This is a genomic window from Hyphomonas sp. (genome assembly GCF_046313735.1).
GTDB lineage: Bacteria > Pseudomonadota > Alphaproteobacteria > Caulobacterales > Hyphomonadaceae > Hyphomonas.
Genome location: NZ_JBKBXW010000008.1, coordinates 57,331 through 73,427, shown reverse-complemented (window position 1 = coordinate 73,427; position 16,097 = coordinate 57,331). Strand labels below are relative to the sequence as shown.

14 protein-coding genes and 1 tRNA gene are annotated in these 16,097 nt (G+C 64.7%); 9 read left to right on the top strand and 6 right to left on the bottom strand.

What is annotated here, in order from left to right; genetic code table 11:
- Positions 1 to 3: 3 nt before the first annotated feature.
- Complete coding sequence (locus tag ACK4SV_RS05810; RefSeq protein WP_409916861.1) at positions 4 to 1,059, bottom strand: glycosyltransferase family 2 protein; 1,056 nt, start codon at positions 1,057 to 1,059, stop codon at positions 4 to 6.
- Between the two features lie 194 nt (positions 1,060 to 1,253).
- On the opposite strand from ACK4SV_RS05810, the gene ACK4SV_RS05805 reads away from it, so the two are divergent.
- The 4 genes from ACK4SV_RS05805 to ACK4SV_RS05790 all read left to right on the top strand — a co-directional run bounded on the left by ACK4SV_RS05805 (position 1,254) and on the right by ACK4SV_RS05790 (position 5,947).
- Positions 1,254 to 1,544, top strand: a complete 291-nt coding sequence (locus ACK4SV_RS05805) for a putative quinol monooxygenase (RefSeq protein ID WP_409916860.1) — start codon at positions 1,254 to 1,256, stop codon at positions 1,542 to 1,544.
- Positions 1,545 to 1,558: 14 nt separating this feature from the next.
- A complete protein-coding gene (locus ACK4SV_RS05800) occupies positions 1,559 to 2,782 on the top strand; it encodes an acyl-CoA dehydrogenase family protein (RefSeq protein WP_409916859.1) in 1,224 nt (407 codons plus the stop codon).
- A 46-nt stretch (positions 2,783 to 2,828) separates the two neighbouring features.
- A complete protein-coding gene (locus ACK4SV_RS05795) occupies positions 2,829 to 4,274 on the top strand; it encodes an MFS transporter (protein ID WP_409916858.1) in 1,446 nt (481 codons plus the stop codon).
- Between the two features lie 143 nt (positions 4,275 to 4,417).
- Positions 4,418 to 5,947, top strand: coding sequence for a Do family serine endopeptidase (locus tag ACK4SV_RS05790; RefSeq protein ID WP_409916857.1), 1,530 nt, complete (start codon positions 4,418 to 4,420; stop codon positions 5,945 to 5,947).
- Positions 5,948 to 6,126: 179 nt separating this feature from the next.
- Here the strand turns inward: ACK4SV_RS05790 and ACK4SV_RS05785 are convergent, their stop codons facing one another.
- The 3 genes from ACK4SV_RS05785 to ACK4SV_RS05775 all read right to left on the bottom strand — a co-directional run bounded on the left by ACK4SV_RS05785 (position 6,127) and on the right by ACK4SV_RS05775 (position 7,893).
- Positions 6,127 to 6,435: a type II toxin-antitoxin system RelE/ParE family toxin gene (locus tag ACK4SV_RS05785; RefSeq protein WP_409916856.1), complete on the bottom strand. Its 309-nt coding sequence runs from the start codon at positions 6,433 to 6,435 to the stop codon at positions 6,127 to 6,129.
- 6 nt (positions 6,436 to 6,441) lie between these two features.
- Positions 6,442 to 6,690, bottom strand: coding sequence for a type II toxin-antitoxin system ParD family antitoxin (locus ACK4SV_RS05780; protein ID WP_409916855.1), 249 nt, complete (start codon positions 6,688 to 6,690; stop codon positions 6,442 to 6,444).
- 366 nt (positions 6,691 to 7,056) lie between these two features.
- Entirely contained in the window at positions 7,057 to 7,893 is an 837-nt protein-coding gene (locus ACK4SV_RS05775) for a TauD/TfdA dioxygenase family protein (protein ID WP_409916854.1), read from the bottom strand.
- A gap of 66 nt (positions 7,894 to 7,959) precedes the next feature.
- Here ACK4SV_RS05775 and ACK4SV_RS05770 point away from each other — a divergent pair, with 66 nt between their 5' ends.
- Positions 7,960 to 9,270, top strand: coding sequence for a replication-associated recombination protein A (locus tag ACK4SV_RS05770; protein ID WP_409916853.1), 1,311 nt, complete (start codon positions 7,960 to 7,962; stop codon positions 9,268 to 9,270).
- A gap of 183 nt (positions 9,271 to 9,453) precedes the next feature.
- A complete protein-coding gene (locus ACK4SV_RS05765; RefSeq protein ID WP_409916852.1) occupies positions 9,454 to 10,188 on the top strand; it encodes an RluA family pseudouridine synthase in 735 nt (244 codons plus the stop codon).
- Here the strand turns inward: ACK4SV_RS05765 and ACK4SV_RS05760 are convergent.
- Together ACK4SV_RS05760 and sppA are read right to left on the bottom strand one after the other, a co-directional pair.
- A complete protein-coding gene (locus tag ACK4SV_RS05760; RefSeq protein ID WP_409916851.1) occupies positions 10,170 to 11,174 on the bottom strand; it encodes an NAD-dependent epimerase/dehydratase family protein in 1,005 nt (334 codons plus the stop codon). The genes ACK4SV_RS05765 and ACK4SV_RS05760 overlap by 19 nt on opposite strands.
- Positions 11,175 to 11,258: 84 nt before the next feature.
- Entirely contained in the window at positions 11,259 to 13,037 is a 1,779-nt protein-coding gene (gene sppA, locus ACK4SV_RS05755) for a signal peptide peptidase SppA (protein WP_409916850.1), read from the bottom strand.
- Positions 13,038 to 13,246: 209 nt separating this feature from the next.
- Here sppA and ACK4SV_RS05750 point away from each other — a divergent pair.
- The 3 genes from ACK4SV_RS05750 (at position 13,247) to ACK4SV_RS05740 (ending at position 16,071) form a co-directional block, all read left to right on the top strand.
- Positions 13,247 to 13,320, top strand: a tRNA-Gln gene (locus ACK4SV_RS05750).
- A gap of 548 nt (positions 13,321 to 13,868) precedes the next feature.
- A complete protein-coding gene (locus ACK4SV_RS05745; protein ID WP_409916849.1) occupies positions 13,869 to 14,636 on the top strand; it encodes a DUF3450 domain-containing protein in 768 nt (255 codons plus the stop codon).
- A 34-nt stretch (positions 14,637 to 14,670) separates the two neighbouring features.
- Positions 14,671 to 16,071 (top strand): MotA/TolQ/ExbB proton channel family protein, encoded by a 1,401-nt coding sequence (locus ACK4SV_RS05740; protein ID WP_409916848.1) that lies wholly within the window; start codon positions 14,671 to 14,673, stop codon positions 16,069 to 16,071.
- The last annotated feature ends 26 nt before the right edge of the window (positions 16,072 to 16,097 follow it).

The window sequence follows — 16,097 nt, the reverse complement described above, 5'->3', positions numbered from 1 at the left end:
TGGTCAGGTCGGGTTTCCCCGGGCAAACTGCTGCCGAATATATCCAGCCGCCCAACAAAGATGCATCGTTCCTGCGGCTATACCTGCGAATAGTCCACAAATTGACTTCCGGCGGACCGCAACAGCGGAAGAGGCGCCTGCCAGCAGGCTGAGATAGCCGGCCGGCAGGATCAGCGCCGGAAGGAAGAAGGGCGCTGCCAGAAGTCCGCCGACGCTGCCCACAAGGGCAACCACCGGCACTGCCTGGCGCACCTTCAGGCGCGAGCCATGCTTGGCGAGGTTCCGGGCGCGGCCTTTGCCATAATTATAGTATTGCCGCGCAAGGCTGCGCACCGTGCCGCGCGGCACATACTGGATGCGGATACCGGCATCGAGCCAGACCTTCCCGCCCGCCTTGCCGAGGCGCACATCATATTCGGCATCTTCATTGTGCGAGAAGGTCTCGTCATAGCCGCCGATCTTGCGGAACCATTCGATATCGAAACCGGCATGGTGGCCATGATCGACATAGGCGGAGCGTTGCCCGCCCCGATGGGCCGAGCCGCCGGAGCCGAGCAGGGTATCGACCACCCAGGCATTGCCCTTCTCGAAACAGGTCTCGCCGACAGCGTCCATCGGCACCGCGACCGAGGCTGCGCCGGTGCGCTGCAGGGCAGCGGCAACGAGCAGGATGAAGTTCTCGGGGTAAATCGAATGCGCATCACAGCGCACGAGATAACGCGTGCGCTCGCTCGAATGCGTCTCGGCGGCAAGGTTCAGTGCGGCCGATTGCAGGCGTTTCGGATTCTCCAGCAGCCGCAGGTTCGGGAACTCGCCCTTCAGCCGCTCCACGATGGCCTGCGTGCCATCACTGCTGCCACCATCAGCCACCGTCAGGGGCACGAGCCGCAGTACCGGGCTGCCGGCCATCAGCGAGCGTATGCACTCCTCGATATGGCGCGCCTCGTTCAGGGCCGGGATGACGGCAAGAATCGCCGCCGGGTCCACCTTCAGCTGGGGCGTATGGGCAAGGCTCGGTTCGATCACGGTCAACATCGGTTTCCGTCTGGATTGGGTCATGCGTCGTTACCGGGCCTGGTCAGCAAGTTCCGTTCCATACGAGTTGACGCAGAATTTACCATGGCGGAACCGCAAGAGCCGCCTGGCTGAGCCGAAAAGCGCGCGGGCTGACCCAGCGAGAGCCTTGTGAACCGGCGCGGAGCCCATATTGTGCGTCGATAAGCGTAAAATACGCAAAGTTACGGAGGAAGCGAATGATCGGTGTTGTCGCAAAGCTCAAGATTCAGGACGGCAAGCAGGCCGAATTCGAATCCGTCGCCAAGGATCTCATGGCCAAGGTGAAGGCGAACGAGCCGGGCTGCCTGACCTACCAGCTCTACAAGGCGCGTGGCTCCTCCACCGATTATATCTTCATGGAGCAGTATGCCTCCGCCGATGACCTGAAGGCCCATGGCCAGACGGACTATTTCAAGGCCGCCGGGCCAAAGCTCGGCGCTGTCCTCGGCGGCGCGCCGGTGATCGAGTATTTCGATATCGTCGAATAAGGGGCGCGGCGGCCATGGACCTCTCGCTCTCGCCGTCCGATCTGAAGTTCCAGCAGGAAGTCCGCGACTGGATCGCTGAGAATTTCGATGCAGACCTGCGCGCCCGCATGGCGCTCTCCAAGAATGGCTATGTCGACAAGGCAAGCCAGGTCGCCTGGCAGAAAAAGCTCCACCAGAAAGGCTGGATCGCCCCGAACTGGCCGGTCGAGCATGGCGGGCCGGGCCTCTCGGCCACGCAGCGCCACATCCTGCATGCCGAGCTGTCCGGCGCGGGCACGCCGAATGTGGCCCCGTTCGGCGTCTCGATGGTGGCTCCCGTCATCATGGCCTTCGGCAATGAGGCGCAGAAGAAAGAGCATCTGCCGAACATCCTCTCCTCAGACGTCTGGTGGTGCCAGGGCTATTCGGAACCCGGCGCAGGCTCTGACCTGGCGGGTTTGCAGATGTCCGCCGTGCGCGACGGCGATGAGTATGTCCTCAACGGCTCGAAGATCTGGACGACGCTCGCCCAGTGGGCGGACATGATCTTCTGCCTCGTGCGCACCGACAAATCCGGCAAGCCGCAGGAGGGCATCAGCTTCATCGTCTTCCCGATGAACCTGCCGGGCATTTCCATCCGCCCGCTGCCGACACTCGACGGCCCGCCGGAAGGCCAGCACGAGATCAACCAGGTCTTCTTCGAGAATGTCCGCGTGAAAATCGCCGACGCGCTGATCGGTGAGGAGAACAAGGGCTGGACCTATGCCAAATACCTGCTCGAATTCGAGCGGGGCAATGCCTATGCGCCCGGCCTGCGCCACATGCTGCGCAAGGCGAAGAAAATCGCCTCGGTCGAGATGGACGGCGCCGAGCCGGTCATCCGCAATCCCGATTTTGCCCGCAAGCTCGCCCTGCTGGAAATGCGGATCGAGGCGATCGACGCCACCGAGCAGCGCGTGCTCTCGGCGCTGTCGGCCGGCCAGAATGTCGGCCCGGAAAGCTCGATGCTGAAATACCAGGGGTCCGACTGCCAGCAGGAGATCACCGAACTCGCCCTCGAGGCTGCCGGCATCTACGCCCCGCCCTTTGTTGAGGACACGCAGGCCCTCGCCACCGCCGGCGCGAACGAGGCACCGGCCACCCCTGTCCATACGCTGACCGCGGCGCCGTCCTACTTCAATTACCGCAAGACCTCGATCTATGCGGGATCCAACGAGATCCAGCGCAACATCATCGCAAAAATGGTCCTCGGTCTCTGAGAGAGAGACCGGCAAGCCTTCCGACCCCCAAGGAGCGGCACACGACATGGCGGCATCAGCGACAGGCAAGCCCAGCCTTTTCACGCGCATCAGTTTCGGCATCGGCGGCGCCGCTGACGGCATCAAGAACAACGGCTTCGATTACGCGCTCCTGTTTTTCTACAGCAACATCATGGGGGTCGATGCGGCGCTGGTGGGTGTCGCGCTGCTGGTCGCCCTCGTCGTCGATGCGGTCTCGGACCCCGTGGTCGGCTACTGGTCGGACAATGCCCGCACCCGGTTTGGCCGCCGCCATCCGTTCATCTATGCCGCGCTGATTCCGACCGCGCTCGTCTACTTCCTCACCTGGAACCCGCCGGCGGGCCTCTCCGGCAATGAGCTCTTCCCCTGGCTCGTCGCCACCACTATCGGCGTGCGCGTCGCCTTCACCTTCTATGATGTACCAAGCTCCGCCCTCGCCGCCGAGCTGACGCAGGACTATGACGAGCGCACCTCGCTGATGGCGCTGCGCTTCTTCTTCGGCTGGTTCGGTGGGCTAACGATCCAGATCCTCCTGTTCCGCTTCCTGCTGGTGCCGACCGAGGACATTCCCATCGGCGTGTTCAACATCGATGGCTGGAACACTTATGGCACCATCGCGGCCTTCTGCATCCTTGGCTGCGTGTTCATCTGCGCGGCAGGCACCCATTCGCATATCCCGTACCTGAAGGCGCCGCCCCCGGCGCGAACGCTGACGCTGAAGAAGATCTTCGGCGAGATTTTCGAGACGATCTCGAACAAATCCTTCCGCGCGCTGTTCCTCGCCACCCTCTGCGGCCTGATCGCGACCGGCGTTTCGGCGACGCTCAACCAGTATATCAACACGATCTTCTGGGAGTTCGACAATCGCCAGATCGCTAACCTCACGATGGGCGTCTATGTCTCGGCGGTGCTGGCGCTGATCATCGCGCCGATCGTCGGCAAGACGCTGGGCAAGAAGCGCGGCGCGCTGATCATCGGCTCGCTGGCCTTCTCGATAGCGCCGATGCCGGTGGTGCTGCGTCTGTTCGGCCTCCTGCCGCCCAACGGTTCGGACGCGCTGTTCCTGTTCATCATCTGCGTCACTGTCTTCGATGTCGCGCTGATCATCGTCACCCAGATGCTGCTCGGCTCTATGGTGGCGGACATTGTCGAGGATTCCGAGCTGCAGACGGGCCGGCGCTCGGAAGGCATCTTCTTTGCCGGCATCAGCTTCATCCGGAAGCTGTCACAAGGGGCCGGGGTGATCACCGCCTCGATGGTCCTGGCTGTGGCCGGTCTCTCGCAGGGCGGCGGGGCGGCGGCGGCGACAGAGGAAACTGTCCGCACCCTCGGTATCGGCTATGCGGTGGCGCTGATCACCGCCTGGACGCTCATGCTGATCTGCGTCAGCTTCTACAAGATCAGCCGGGAGAGCCATGCCGAGAACCTGCAGAAGCTGCGCGACCGGGACGCGGCAGCGGAACAGGGCTAGCGGCGCATTGGCGGCTGAGCAGCGACGCGAGCCGCTTTGCGGTTCATGGCCACCGGCGGTTGCGCCTGCGGCAAGCTGCCCTATCTGAAATGTCATGACAGCGCGAATTGCGCCATATTTCGCACCGCATTAGAGCCATGATCATGCTGCACCTCCGCTCCATGACCCGACATGCCTCGAAACTGCTGGCGGCTGCCTTCTTTGCCGTTCTGGCCGTCCTCACCTTTGCCATCCTGCCGGTCTTCGGCCAGACGGACGGCGAGGACCACCGGCCCGCGCCTGTGCCCTCCGTGGTCGCAGACCTATTCCCGGCGGCCGCCGAGGCCCCGCCCGAACCGCTGCAGGTGCTGCCCCAGCCCGCAGAAGTCGTGCCGCTGACCTCCGGCGAGATCACGCTGACCTTCGCCCCGCTCGTGCGCATGGCCTCCCCGGCGGTCGTCAACCTCTACACCGCGCGCACGGTTTCCGCCGCCGCTACCCCGCTGGAACAGCTGATGTATGGCGTGCCCGCCCAGACACGGCAGGTGCAGAACTCGCTCGGCTCCGGCGTCATCGTCAGCCCCGAAGGCGTGATCGTCACCAACAGCCACGTCATCCAGGGCGCCGATTCGATCCGCGTGGTCCTCAGCGACCGGCGCGAATACCCCGCAGAGCTGATCCTTGCCGATGCCCGCACAGACCTCGCCGTCCTGCGCATCGACACCAGCGGCGAGCCGCTGCCCGTGCTGCCCTTCGCCGATACGCGCGACGCCGAAGTCGGCGATCTGGTGCTGGCCATCGGCAACCCGTTCGGTGTCGGCCAGACGGTCACCAATGGCATCATCTCGGCCACCGCCCGCACCGATGTGGGCGTGACCGACTATGCCTTCTTCATCCAGACGGACGCCGCCGTGAACCCCGGCAATTCCGGCGGCGCGCTGATCAACACGCGCGGCGAGCTCGTCGGCGTCAACACGGCGATCTATTCGCGCACCGGCACATCGGCGGGCATCGGCTTTGCGATCCCGGCGGAGATGGTCAAGCGCGTGGTCGACGCCGCCGTCAATGGCGGCACCTTCGTGCGCCCCTGGCTCGGCCTCGCGGCGCAGTCGGTCAGCTTCGACATGGCCCGCGCGCAGGGGCTGAACCGGCCCCTCGGCGTGATGGTCACCGAAGTCTATCCCGATGGCCCGGCCGAGCAGGCGGGCCTGCGCCGGGGCGACCTTGTGACCATGATCGATGGCCGCGAAGTGTTTGACGAGAAGGGCCTGCGCTTCCTGGCCGCCGTCCGTAATCCGGGCGAGCGGGCGGAGCTGACGGTGCTGCGCGGCGGGCGCCCGCAGACGATTGCCGTGACCGTGCAGCCCCCGCCGGGGGCGACCGAGGCCGATGTGGTGCTGCTGGCCGGCCAGTCGGTGTTCAATGGGGCACGCGTCATCGAGCTTTCGCCCCGCCTTGCCGAGGAGAACGGCCTCGACCCCTTTACCAAGGGCTCGGGCATCTATGTCCACTCGGTCACGCGCGGCACGATTTCGCGCAATTATTTCCGCCCCGGCGACATCATCCGCGAGGTCAATGGCCGTCAGACGCGCACCGTTCAGGAACTGCAATCTGTGCTCGGCCAGGACGCGCGCAGCTGGGAAATCGAACTGGAACGCAACGGCCGCACCATCCGCGGCACTGTGCGGACCTAGTTCAGTTCAGGTGCACCTCGCTGCGCTCGCTGCACCCTACAAGGTCGCGTCCCGTAGGGTGCAGCGAAACCGGCAAAGCCGGTTGAGGTGCGCCGTCTCCTCTGCACCCTACGTGGCAGTATCCCGCAGGGTGCGCCGTACGCCTTTCTGGCGGGTCATTGAGTGCAGTTTCTCCGATGTCAGCCGCCAGACCTTTGCTCCAGGTGGCGTGCCGGCAGCTGGCTTTCGTGCAGGATGGCGACGACGGCGATGACGTCGCCTGCCAGCATGTAAAAGACCGCGTGATGCTGGACGCGGAAACAACGATAGCCCGGCTTGAGATGGTCTATGGGAAAACCGATTTCCGGATGCCTTCGAAGGGTTTTGAAGCCTTCCTTCAAGCTGTCCATGTAGCGTGACGTCTGCCGCGCTCCAAATTTGCGGCGGGTAAAGGCCCTGATTTCTGCCAGATCGCGCTGGGCATCTTCCGTGATGCGGAGCGTCACCATGGAGGATCAGCCTTCGGCATCAAAAAGCCGGTCGATCTCTTCTTCCGTTGTGAGGTCTGTATAGGCGCCGCGAGCAAGCTGCTCTGCCCCGGCATCAAGACGGGAAAGCAGATAGGCCTTGCGCGCTTCCTCTTCCTGATCGCGCCGCACGAGATCACGAAAGTATTCGCTCTCATTGTTGAACTGACCCTGCTCGATACGCGCGGCAATCCAGGCCGCCATCCTGTCCGGCATGGAGATCGTCTTGCGCATCATGGGCAGGGCTCCTTCATGGCTGAGTATTAGCATGTATGAACAGTTCATACAAATCACGATCCGCTGTCTCAGACCCGCCTCTATCCAACACTTTTTGCTGACCCACCCCCAGCAACCACACCACATCGCAGGAAAATTCAGGAAAACAATCCTACACCTCCAAACCCATGGTATGATCCCCCTGTCGCCCGTGCAGGGTATGCACTGGCGGGCGGGGGCGAGAGCCCCGGCGGCGGAGACGGGCAGGTCGCGACTGCCTGTTTCAACACTAACCCCTGAGCCTGCGGCCTGATTCTGTCTCCGCGCGCTACACCCAGTCAAAACCGGAAGGGCGAGGCCCTGTCCGGCCCTTGGCATATGCGCGGCTCAGGCCGCCCCGATGGTCGTGCGGTGGAGCAGGCGGTCATGGCCGGCATAGCCGCCGGTCGCCATGTGCAGGGTGCAGCGATTGTCCCACATCACCAGCATGTCCTTCTGCCAGCGATGGCGGTACTGGAATTCGGGCCGGGTCTGCCAGCGATAGATTTCCGTCACGAGGTCCCAGCCCTCGGCCGGGTCCATGTCCTCAACGCCAATGATATAGCCCGCGCAGCCGAAGAGGCTTTCCCGGCCTGTTTCCGGATGCTTGCGGATGAAGGGATGCGTCCAGGTCGCCTCGGCCTCTGCGGAGGGGCGGATGTCCATCGAGCGGCCTTTATCTCCCGCGCCATACATGCCTTGCGGGGAATACGCATTCTTCGCCGAATGGATGGCGTTCTTCCCCTCGATCCGTTTGCGCAGCGCGTCCGGCATCTCGTCCAGCGCCTTGTATTGGCTGGCAAACAAAGTGTCGCCGCCGGTGGGCGGAATGGTGATGCCATAGAGGCAGGTGCCCGCCGGCGGGGTTCTCTGGAAGCTCCAGTCGGAATGCCAGCTTTCGGCGAAGATGGGCGAGGTCTCATCGGCTGCGCGCTTCACCGCGATGATATGGCGGCGCCCGGGAATGGGCGCGATGAACGGGTCTTCCCCGAAGGGGCCGAAGGCGAGGGTGAAGCGTTCGAGGTCATCATCGGTCAGGCTCTGGTCCGGGAAGGCGAGCACCTGATGGTCCAGCCAGGCAGCGCGGATTTGCGCAACAAGGTCCGGCGTCAGGGGGCTGGCGAGGTCCACCCCGCGCACTGCGGCGCCGCAGGCTTCGCCCGAGGGTGTGATGTCCAATGTCATTGTCTTTCCTCCCGGTCTTTTTCCGGGAGCTTATCATGAGCGGCGCACTCGCCTAGAACACATCCGATGAGCGACCTTTTTTCCGCCGCCGGCCTCGATGAAGGCGCCCCGCGCCCGCTGGCCGACCGGCTGCGCCCGCAGACGCTGCGCGATGTGGTCGGGCAGGATCACCTGCTCGGGCCGGACGGGCCGATCGGCGGGATGCTGCGCCATGGCCGGCTCGTCTCGATGATTCTCTGGGGCCCGCCCGGCACCGGCAAGACGACCATCGCGCGCCTGCTGGCGCAGGAGACAGAGCTGGAATTCGAGGCGCTGTCGGCGATCTTCACCGGCGTGAAGGAACTGCGCGCCGCCTTCGACAAGGCCGAAGCCCGCCGGAAGGTCGGCAAGGGCACGCTGCTGTTCGTGGACGAGATCCACCGCTTCAACCGCGCGCAGCAGGACGGGTTCCTGCCTTTCGTGGAGCGCGGCACGGTGACCCTTGTGGGCGCAACGACCGAGAATCCGAGCTTCGAGCTCAACAGCGCGCTGCTCTCACGCTGCCAGGTGATGGTGCTGAAACGGCTGGAGGACCCGCACCTCGCCGAACTCATCACCCGCGCCGAGCAGGCGATGGGCCGGCGTCTTCCGGCGACGAAGGAGGCGCGCGAGGCCATCCTGTGCATGGCCGATGGCGACGGGCGCTACCTGTTGAACCTCGCCGAACAGGCCTTCGCCATGCGCGGCGAGCCGGGCCTGCTGAGCCTTGAGGAGCTTACCGCCGGCCTGCAGAAGCGCGCAGTCGCCTATGACAAGGACCGGGAGGAGCATTACAATCTCATCTCCGCCCTGCACAAATCCGTACGCGGATCAGACCCTGACGCGGCGCTCTACTGGTTCGCGCGGATGCTGGAGGGCGGGGAGGACCCGCTGTTCATCGCCCGGCGCCTCATCCGCATGGCGAGCGAGGATATTGGCCTCGCGGACCCTACCGCGCTGATGATCGCGGGCGAGGCGGCGCGCAGCTATGAGCGGCTCGGCTCGCCGGAAGGGGAGCTGATGCTCGCACACGCCGTGATCCATCTCGCCACCGCGCCGAAATCGAATGCGGCCTATGTGGCCTACAAGGCGGCCCGGCGCGCGGCGGCGGAGACCGGCAGCCTGATGCCGCCCAGACATATCCTCAACGCGCCGACCGGCATGACGAAGGAGCAGGGCTATGGCGCGGGCTATGAATATGATCACGATACGGAGGATGGCGTCTCCGGGCAGGATTACTTCCCCGAAGGCATGAAGCGCCCCGTTTTCTATGATCCCAAGGGGCAGGGGCGGGAGAAGCCTATTGCCGAAGCCCTTGAGCGCATCTCCGCCCTGCGCGCGCGCCGGCGGGGGGAGTAGCATGACCAGCGTGCGGCGCGGCCCTCACCTCCCATCGCTGGCGCGATGGGCCCCTCCTCTCCCAGAGGGAGAGGGGTTTTGCGTTGCGCTCGCGGCGGCGTCCCAACCCCTCTCCCGCTTGCGGGAGAGGAGGGACCCGCGACCGAAGGTCGTGGGAGGTGAGGGCCTTGGGGCACCTCCGCAATGACCCGCAACATCCCCATTCCGCCGGTTTCTGCTGAGGATGCGGCGTTCGTCCGTGGGCTGCTGATCCATGAGGACCGGGCGGTGCTGGCGTTTGACAAGCCGTCCGGCCTGCCGGTGCAGGGCGGGCGGGGGGTGTCCCGGTCCCTCGATGACCTGCTGGCGTCATTTGCAAGATCGAACGGCAAGCGGCCGCGCCTTGTGCACCGGCTGGATACCGGCACATCCGGGGTGATTGTCGCAGCAAAAACGCACCCGGCCGCTGTCTTCCTGTCGGAGGCGTTTGCCGGGCGGGATGTGCAGAAGACTTACCTCGCGCTGGTGAAGGGCAACCTTCCGCAGGCGGAGGAAGGCGTGATTGATGCGCCGCTGGCGAAGGTGGAGGAAAGCGGGCGGTCGCGGATGATTCCGGCGCGGCCCGGCCGCAAGGGCGCGCAGGCGGCGCGCACGGGCTGGCGTATCCTTGCGCGGGATGGCGCCTTCGCGCTGATGGAGCTCAGCCCGGAAACCGGCCGGATGCACCAGATCCGGGTACACCTCATGTCGCTCGGCTGCCCGATCCTTGGCGATGCGCTCTATGGCGAGGGCGCAGCAAGCGGGGCGCGGCTGATGCTGCATGCGGCGCGGCTGGATATTCCGCATCCGGAGGGCGGGCGGCTGCAGCTGGCGGCGCCGGTGCCGGAGGCATTCCGCGCGGCGGCGAAGCGCGCGGGGCTTCACTCCGGCTTGAAATAGTCCCGGTACCAGTCGACGAATTTCGCGATGCCGGTTCGATAGTCCGTGTCCGGTGTATAGCCGGTCAGCTGGTTGAGCAGCGTCACATCCGCAAAGGTCTGCTTCACATCGCCCGGCTGCATGCCGAGCATGTTCATCTGCGCCTTGCGGCCGATGGCGTCCTCGATGGCTTCGATATAGTCCATCAGGCGCACAGGGCTCGCATTGCCGATATTGACGAGCCGGTAAGGCGCCACGGGGGAGAGCGAATCCCCGCGCAGGATTTCGCCTTCCGCCTTGGGCGGATGATCCATCAGCCGGCGGATCGCTTCGACGAGGTCGTCGATATAGGTGAAGTCGCGCATCAGGTCGCCATGATTGTAGACGTCGATGGCCTCGCCCCGGAAAATGCGGCCGGTGAACTGGAAGAAGGCCATGTCCGGCCGGCCCCAGGGTCCGTAGACGGAGAAGAAGCGCAGGCTGGTCGTCGGCACGCCGTAAAGATGGGCATGGCTGTGCGCGATGAATTCGCTGGCGAGCTTGGTGGCCGCATAGATGGTCAGCGGATGGGGCGTTGCGTCCTGTTCCTCGAAGGGGAATTTCTGGTTCGCGCCATAGGCCGAGCTGGTCGAGGCGATCAGGAGGTGCTGCGTGCCATAGCGGCGCGCGAACTCGATCACATTGAACGAGCCGACGACATTCGCCTCGATATACTCGCGCGGATGGTCGAGGCTGTAGCGCACGCCGGCCTGGGCGGCAAAGTGCAGGACGATGTCCGGCCGGTCGCGCCGGAAGATCGCCTCCATCGCCTCTGCGTCCTCGACCCGGATCCGCTCCATGCGGAAGGCCGGGAAGGCGGCGAGGCGTGCGGCGCGGGCCTCCTTCAGGGCGGGGTCGTAATAGGGCGTGAAGCAGTCGATACCCGTGACGGAAAAGCCTTCCTTCAGCAGGCGAAGGGCCACTTCGCTGCCGATGAAGCCGGCCGCCCCGGTCACGATTATCTGCATCTCACCGCCTCATTTGCGCCTTGTCCGCGCGGCTAGACCAATGCCGCGCCGGCAGCAAGCCCGGCGCGGCACATTCTGCCAGCCTCAGCGTTCGCGCAGGCGCGGGCCAACCGCAATCGTCTGGCCGGAATTGACGGCCTCCGCGACAGCGAGCTGCTCGAGCAGGGCTTCGGTGCGCCGGTCGCCGGCGATCGCGCCGACAAGGGCCGCCGCGCGGGCCGCTTCGGCGGAGACGCCGAAGAGGTTTTCCAGCGCTTCGAAGCCGCTCTTGCGGACCGGATAGAAGGCGAGGCGGGGTTTCACATCCGGATCGATCCCGCCGAGTTCCTTGGCCTTTTCGACCGCGTCCATGAACGTGCCGGTGGCGTCGATCAGGCCAATGCCGACGGCATCGCGCCCGGTCCAGACCCGGCCCCGGGCCAGACGGTCCATTTCCTCGAACGTCTTGCCGCGCCCTTCGGCGGCTAGGGTGACGAAGCGGTCATAGCCCCGCTTCAGGATTGCGCGGACATCCCGTTCCTGGGCGTCGGTGAATTCCGACACGCCCCAGGCGGAGGCATACTCGCCCCCGGTGGTCACCGTGTCGAAGCTGATGCCGATCTTGTTCAGCGTGCCTTCGATGGCGAACTTGCCGCCGAAGATGCCGATGGAGCCGGTGATCGTGCCTTCATTGGCGAGTATGGCATTGGCGCCCATGGACACATAATACCCGCCCGAGGCCGCAGCGCTGCCCATCGAGACCACGACCGGCTTGCCCTTTTCCTTGGCCCGCTCGACCGCGCGCCAGATCTGGTCGGCGGCGTTCGGCACGCCTCCGGGGCTGTCGACGCGGAAGACGATGGCCCGCACATCGTCATCATCGGCGGCATCGAGGATGGCGCGGGCGATCACATCCGAGGCAAATTCCGGCGGGGAGGAGAAAGGCGAGCTGGAGCCGCCGCCGCCCGGCACGATCATGCCCTGTCCGCCGATCACGGCGATGACCGGGGCGCGGCTGCGCCCGCGCTCGGGAGGGGCGTTATACTGGGCGAGGCGGATCATTTCCGTGTTGCGCCCCGCGCGCTCGCGCGTGGCTTCCTCAACCTCTTCCGGCCAGCCGAGCGAATCGACAAGCCCGGCTTCCATGGCCTGTTCCGCCGTCATCGGGCCGCGCTCCAGAAGGGCGCGCAGGGCCGGCAGCGCAATCTCGCGGTCTTCGGAGATCGCCTCCAGCGCGGTGGACCAGATCGAATCGGCGAGCGCCTGCAGCGCTTCCCGGTGCGGTTCCGTCAGGCTGGTTTCGGAATAGGCATTAGGGGCGTTCTTGTATTCATAGAAGGCGTAGATCTCCGGCGTCAGGCCGATCATGTCGAACAGGCCCTTGTAGAATTCAGCCTCGAACGTCACGCCATTGATGATGAATTCCGTGCCGGGCTGCATCCAGATTTCATCGGCGGCAGAGATGGAGTGATAAAGCGACGGGCCGCTGCTGGAGAACATGCCCTGGGAGTGGGCGACGACGAACTTGCCCGAATCGCGGAAACTCTGGATCGCCTGGCGCAGCTCCTCGGACCGGGAGGTGCCGACCGCCCAGCTGCCGCCGCGAATATAAAGGCCTTTGACGGAGCTGTCCGTCTCCGCATCTTTCAGCTTGGTCAGAAGGTCGATGAAGCCTGGCGTGCCGGAGAAAGCGGCGAGGCCGGATGTCGGCGCCTGGTCGACGAAGGATTCGTTGAGGTCCAGCGTCAGCACGATGCTGGCCGGATGCGGGGGCTTGGCACTCGCAATGCTGGCGATCAGGCCGAAGAGCATGAAAAAGCCGAGAATGAAGAAAAGCATCATCGCCACGAAGGCGCCTGCCAGCGACAGCAGAAATGTTCTCATGGAAAAGGTGGCCTTCTGATCGAGCAGCGCGGATTGCGCGAGGCTAACCTTAAGAATATTGTTGATTATCGATAAGATGTAAAGGGCTCATCTGACGCACCCTGGGGAAGCGGCCCGGAGCGCCGCATGAGCAGGTGCGGCATCTGCAAAACACCGCGCGCCGGGTGTTGCCAGCGGCGGGAAGAGCAGCTATCTGGCGCTTCCTCTGCTGGGGTGTCGCCAAGTGGTAAGGCAGCGGTTTTTGGTACCGCCACCCTAGGTTCGAATCCTAGCACCCCAGCCATCTCTCTCCCGCCCGATCCAACCGACATTATAATGACGCTGCGCGGAGTTCAGTCTCCCGCGTGCGAGGCACATGTCCGACAGGTGATCCGTGCCAGTGATCCCTGAATGGGCGCCGGGTGCCGGGATAATTGTCACATTTGCGGATTAGAGGTCGCGGGGGGCAGGAGATCTTGCATCCGGGCGCGCTGCATGCGGCAGGTTGTGTTCGATCCGGGCGGGGGTATTTTCTGAACGAACCGTAAAGCCGGATTGATCGGCAATTAGAGGATTGTTACCGTTGCGCTTCACCGTTAAGGCTTGCGGCAATCCGCAGCAGAAAGCCGGATCGATCCGCGCAGACGGGTAACAAGAACAGAGGGCGGCAAACGCCCCGGACTTACCAGCAGGGGAGGTGATGGTGTGATCCACCGCTTCCAGGTAAACTTTGGCTCTTGTGTGTCTGAGCCGGGAACAATTGGGACGGCCTCGCCAGCAGGTCCGCCCGGAACCAGGATTTGCGCGCCCGCAGGGGCGCGTCACCGTTTGGAGAGTTGAGAGGCTGACCTCATGAAGAAACGTCTTACACCCGCCCGCAGTGTGATCGCTGCTGCGCTCATTCTCGGGCTGGCCATTCCGGCCCAGGCCCAGCTGCGCGATGCGCTGAACACCGGCGAGCAGGCGACCCGGCGTGCAGCCCAGATCCAGCAGCAGATCAACCAGCTCGATGATGAGCGCTCGGACATGACCCGCGAATATCGCACGCTGCTGCAGCGCCGCGACGCGGCTGAGCTGTTCGCCCGCCAGCAGGCCCTCGTCGTGGCCGGCCAGCGCGAGGAAATCGAGTCGCTCGCCCAGCAGCTCGGCTCGATCGACGACATCACGGCCCAGACGGTGCCGATGCTGCTCAGCATGATCGAGGACCTGAAGCTTTTCGTGAACGCGGACCTGCCCTTCAAGATGGACCTGCGCCAGGACCGCCTCGCGGGCCTCGATGGTGCGATGGCCTCGGCCAACGTCTCTGCCGCTGAACAGTACCGCCTGATCATGGAAGCCTACGCGGCCGAGATGGAATATGGCAGCACGATGGATACCTGGCCGGAAGAAATGGAGATCAACGGCGCGCCGACGACCGTCCAGATGTTCCAGTATGGCCGTGTGGCTCTGGTTTATGTGACGCCGAATGGCCGCGCGGCCCGGTTTGACCGCGCCACGCGCGAGTGGGTGGACCTGCCGAACAGCTATGTTCCGGACATCCAGCAGGCGATCCGCGTCGCTGAAGGCAAGGCCCAGCAGGTCGTGCTGTTCGCTCCTGTCCAGAAATTCTCGGTCCAGTAACCGGCCGTCCGTCAGAAGCTAAAGGTTTCACAGCATGTTCAAGATTTCTTCTTCCCTGAAGGCTGCCGGTGCGTCCCTCCTGATCGGCGCTTCGGCAATCCTCGCCGCTCCGCCGGTGTTCGCCCAGTCGCTTTCGGACGTCCTTGCCGCCGTCCGCCGCGACTCCGAACAGATGTCGGCTGCTGACCAACAGCGCCTGCGCGAATTCCAGGCCGACCGCGCCAGCCAGGCCGCCCGGATGACCGAGGCCCGCAACGCCCTCGCCGCCGCCGAAGCCCGCGGCCGCGCGCTCGCTGCCGAGTTCAACGCCAACGAGGCCCGCCTCTCGCAACTCGACCAGCAGGTGTCCGAACAGGCCGGCGACTTCCAGGAGCTGCTTGGCCAGTTCCGGTCTGCAGCCGGCGCCACCATGCCGCTGATCGCCAACTCGATCGCCAATTTCGACTATCAGGGCCGCGTGGCCGGCATCGCCGAGATCGCCGAAGCCCGCACCCTGCCGACCCGCGCCCAGCTGGAGCGTCTGCCCAAGGCGATGCTGCAGGAAATGATCGCGCAGTCGGAAGTGAAAGCCTTCAACGCTGTCGTCAACGGCGTCGGCCCGAACGGCTCCAACGCTGAAGTCGAAGTGTTCCGCATCGGCGTGTTCACCGCAGCCACCACGGCGGACCGCCAGTTCGTCGAAGTCGGCCGCAGCGACACCGCCGGCAGCACCTTCCTGACCGCCTTCCCGAAACAGCCGGGCGGCACCTATGCCTCGACCATGCGCTCGCTGATCCAGGCGGGTGAAGGCCAGCTGGTCCGCGCACCGGTCGATCCGTCCAGAGGCGCGCTGTTCAGCATCCTCGGCGACCTGCCGACCTTCGGCGAGCGTCTCGCCCAGGGTGGCCCGGTCGGCGCGGTCATCGCCTTCCTTGCCTTCGTCGGTATCCTGATCGGCCTGTTCAAGATCTTCACCCTGTTCACGATGGGCGGCGCAATGCGCGCAACGGCCAAGACGAAACAGGCCGGCACCGGCAATCCGCTGGCCCGCGTCTTCGAAGTCTACGAGAACAACCGCAATGCCGATGTCGAGACCCTCGAACTGAAGCTCGACGAGCAGATCCTGCGCGAGAGCCCCCGCATCGAGCGCCTCAACGACATCATCAAGGTGCTGGCCGCTGTCGCCCCGCTGATGGGTCTGCTCGGTACGGTTATCGGTATGATCATCACCTTTACCGCCATCACCATCTACGGTGCCGGCGATCCGAAGCTGATGGCTGGCGGTATCTCGGTCGCGCTGATGACCACCGTGTTCGGTCTCGTGGCAGCTATCCCGCTGCTCCTGATTCACGCGGTCGTCTCGGCCATGGCGCGCGGCAACCAGCAACTGCTCGATGAGCAGGCTGCCGGTCTCGTCGCCGAGAAAATGGAATCGCTGCAAGGAGGCCGGGCATAAGCCCGGGCTCCGTAGCGTCAGAGGAG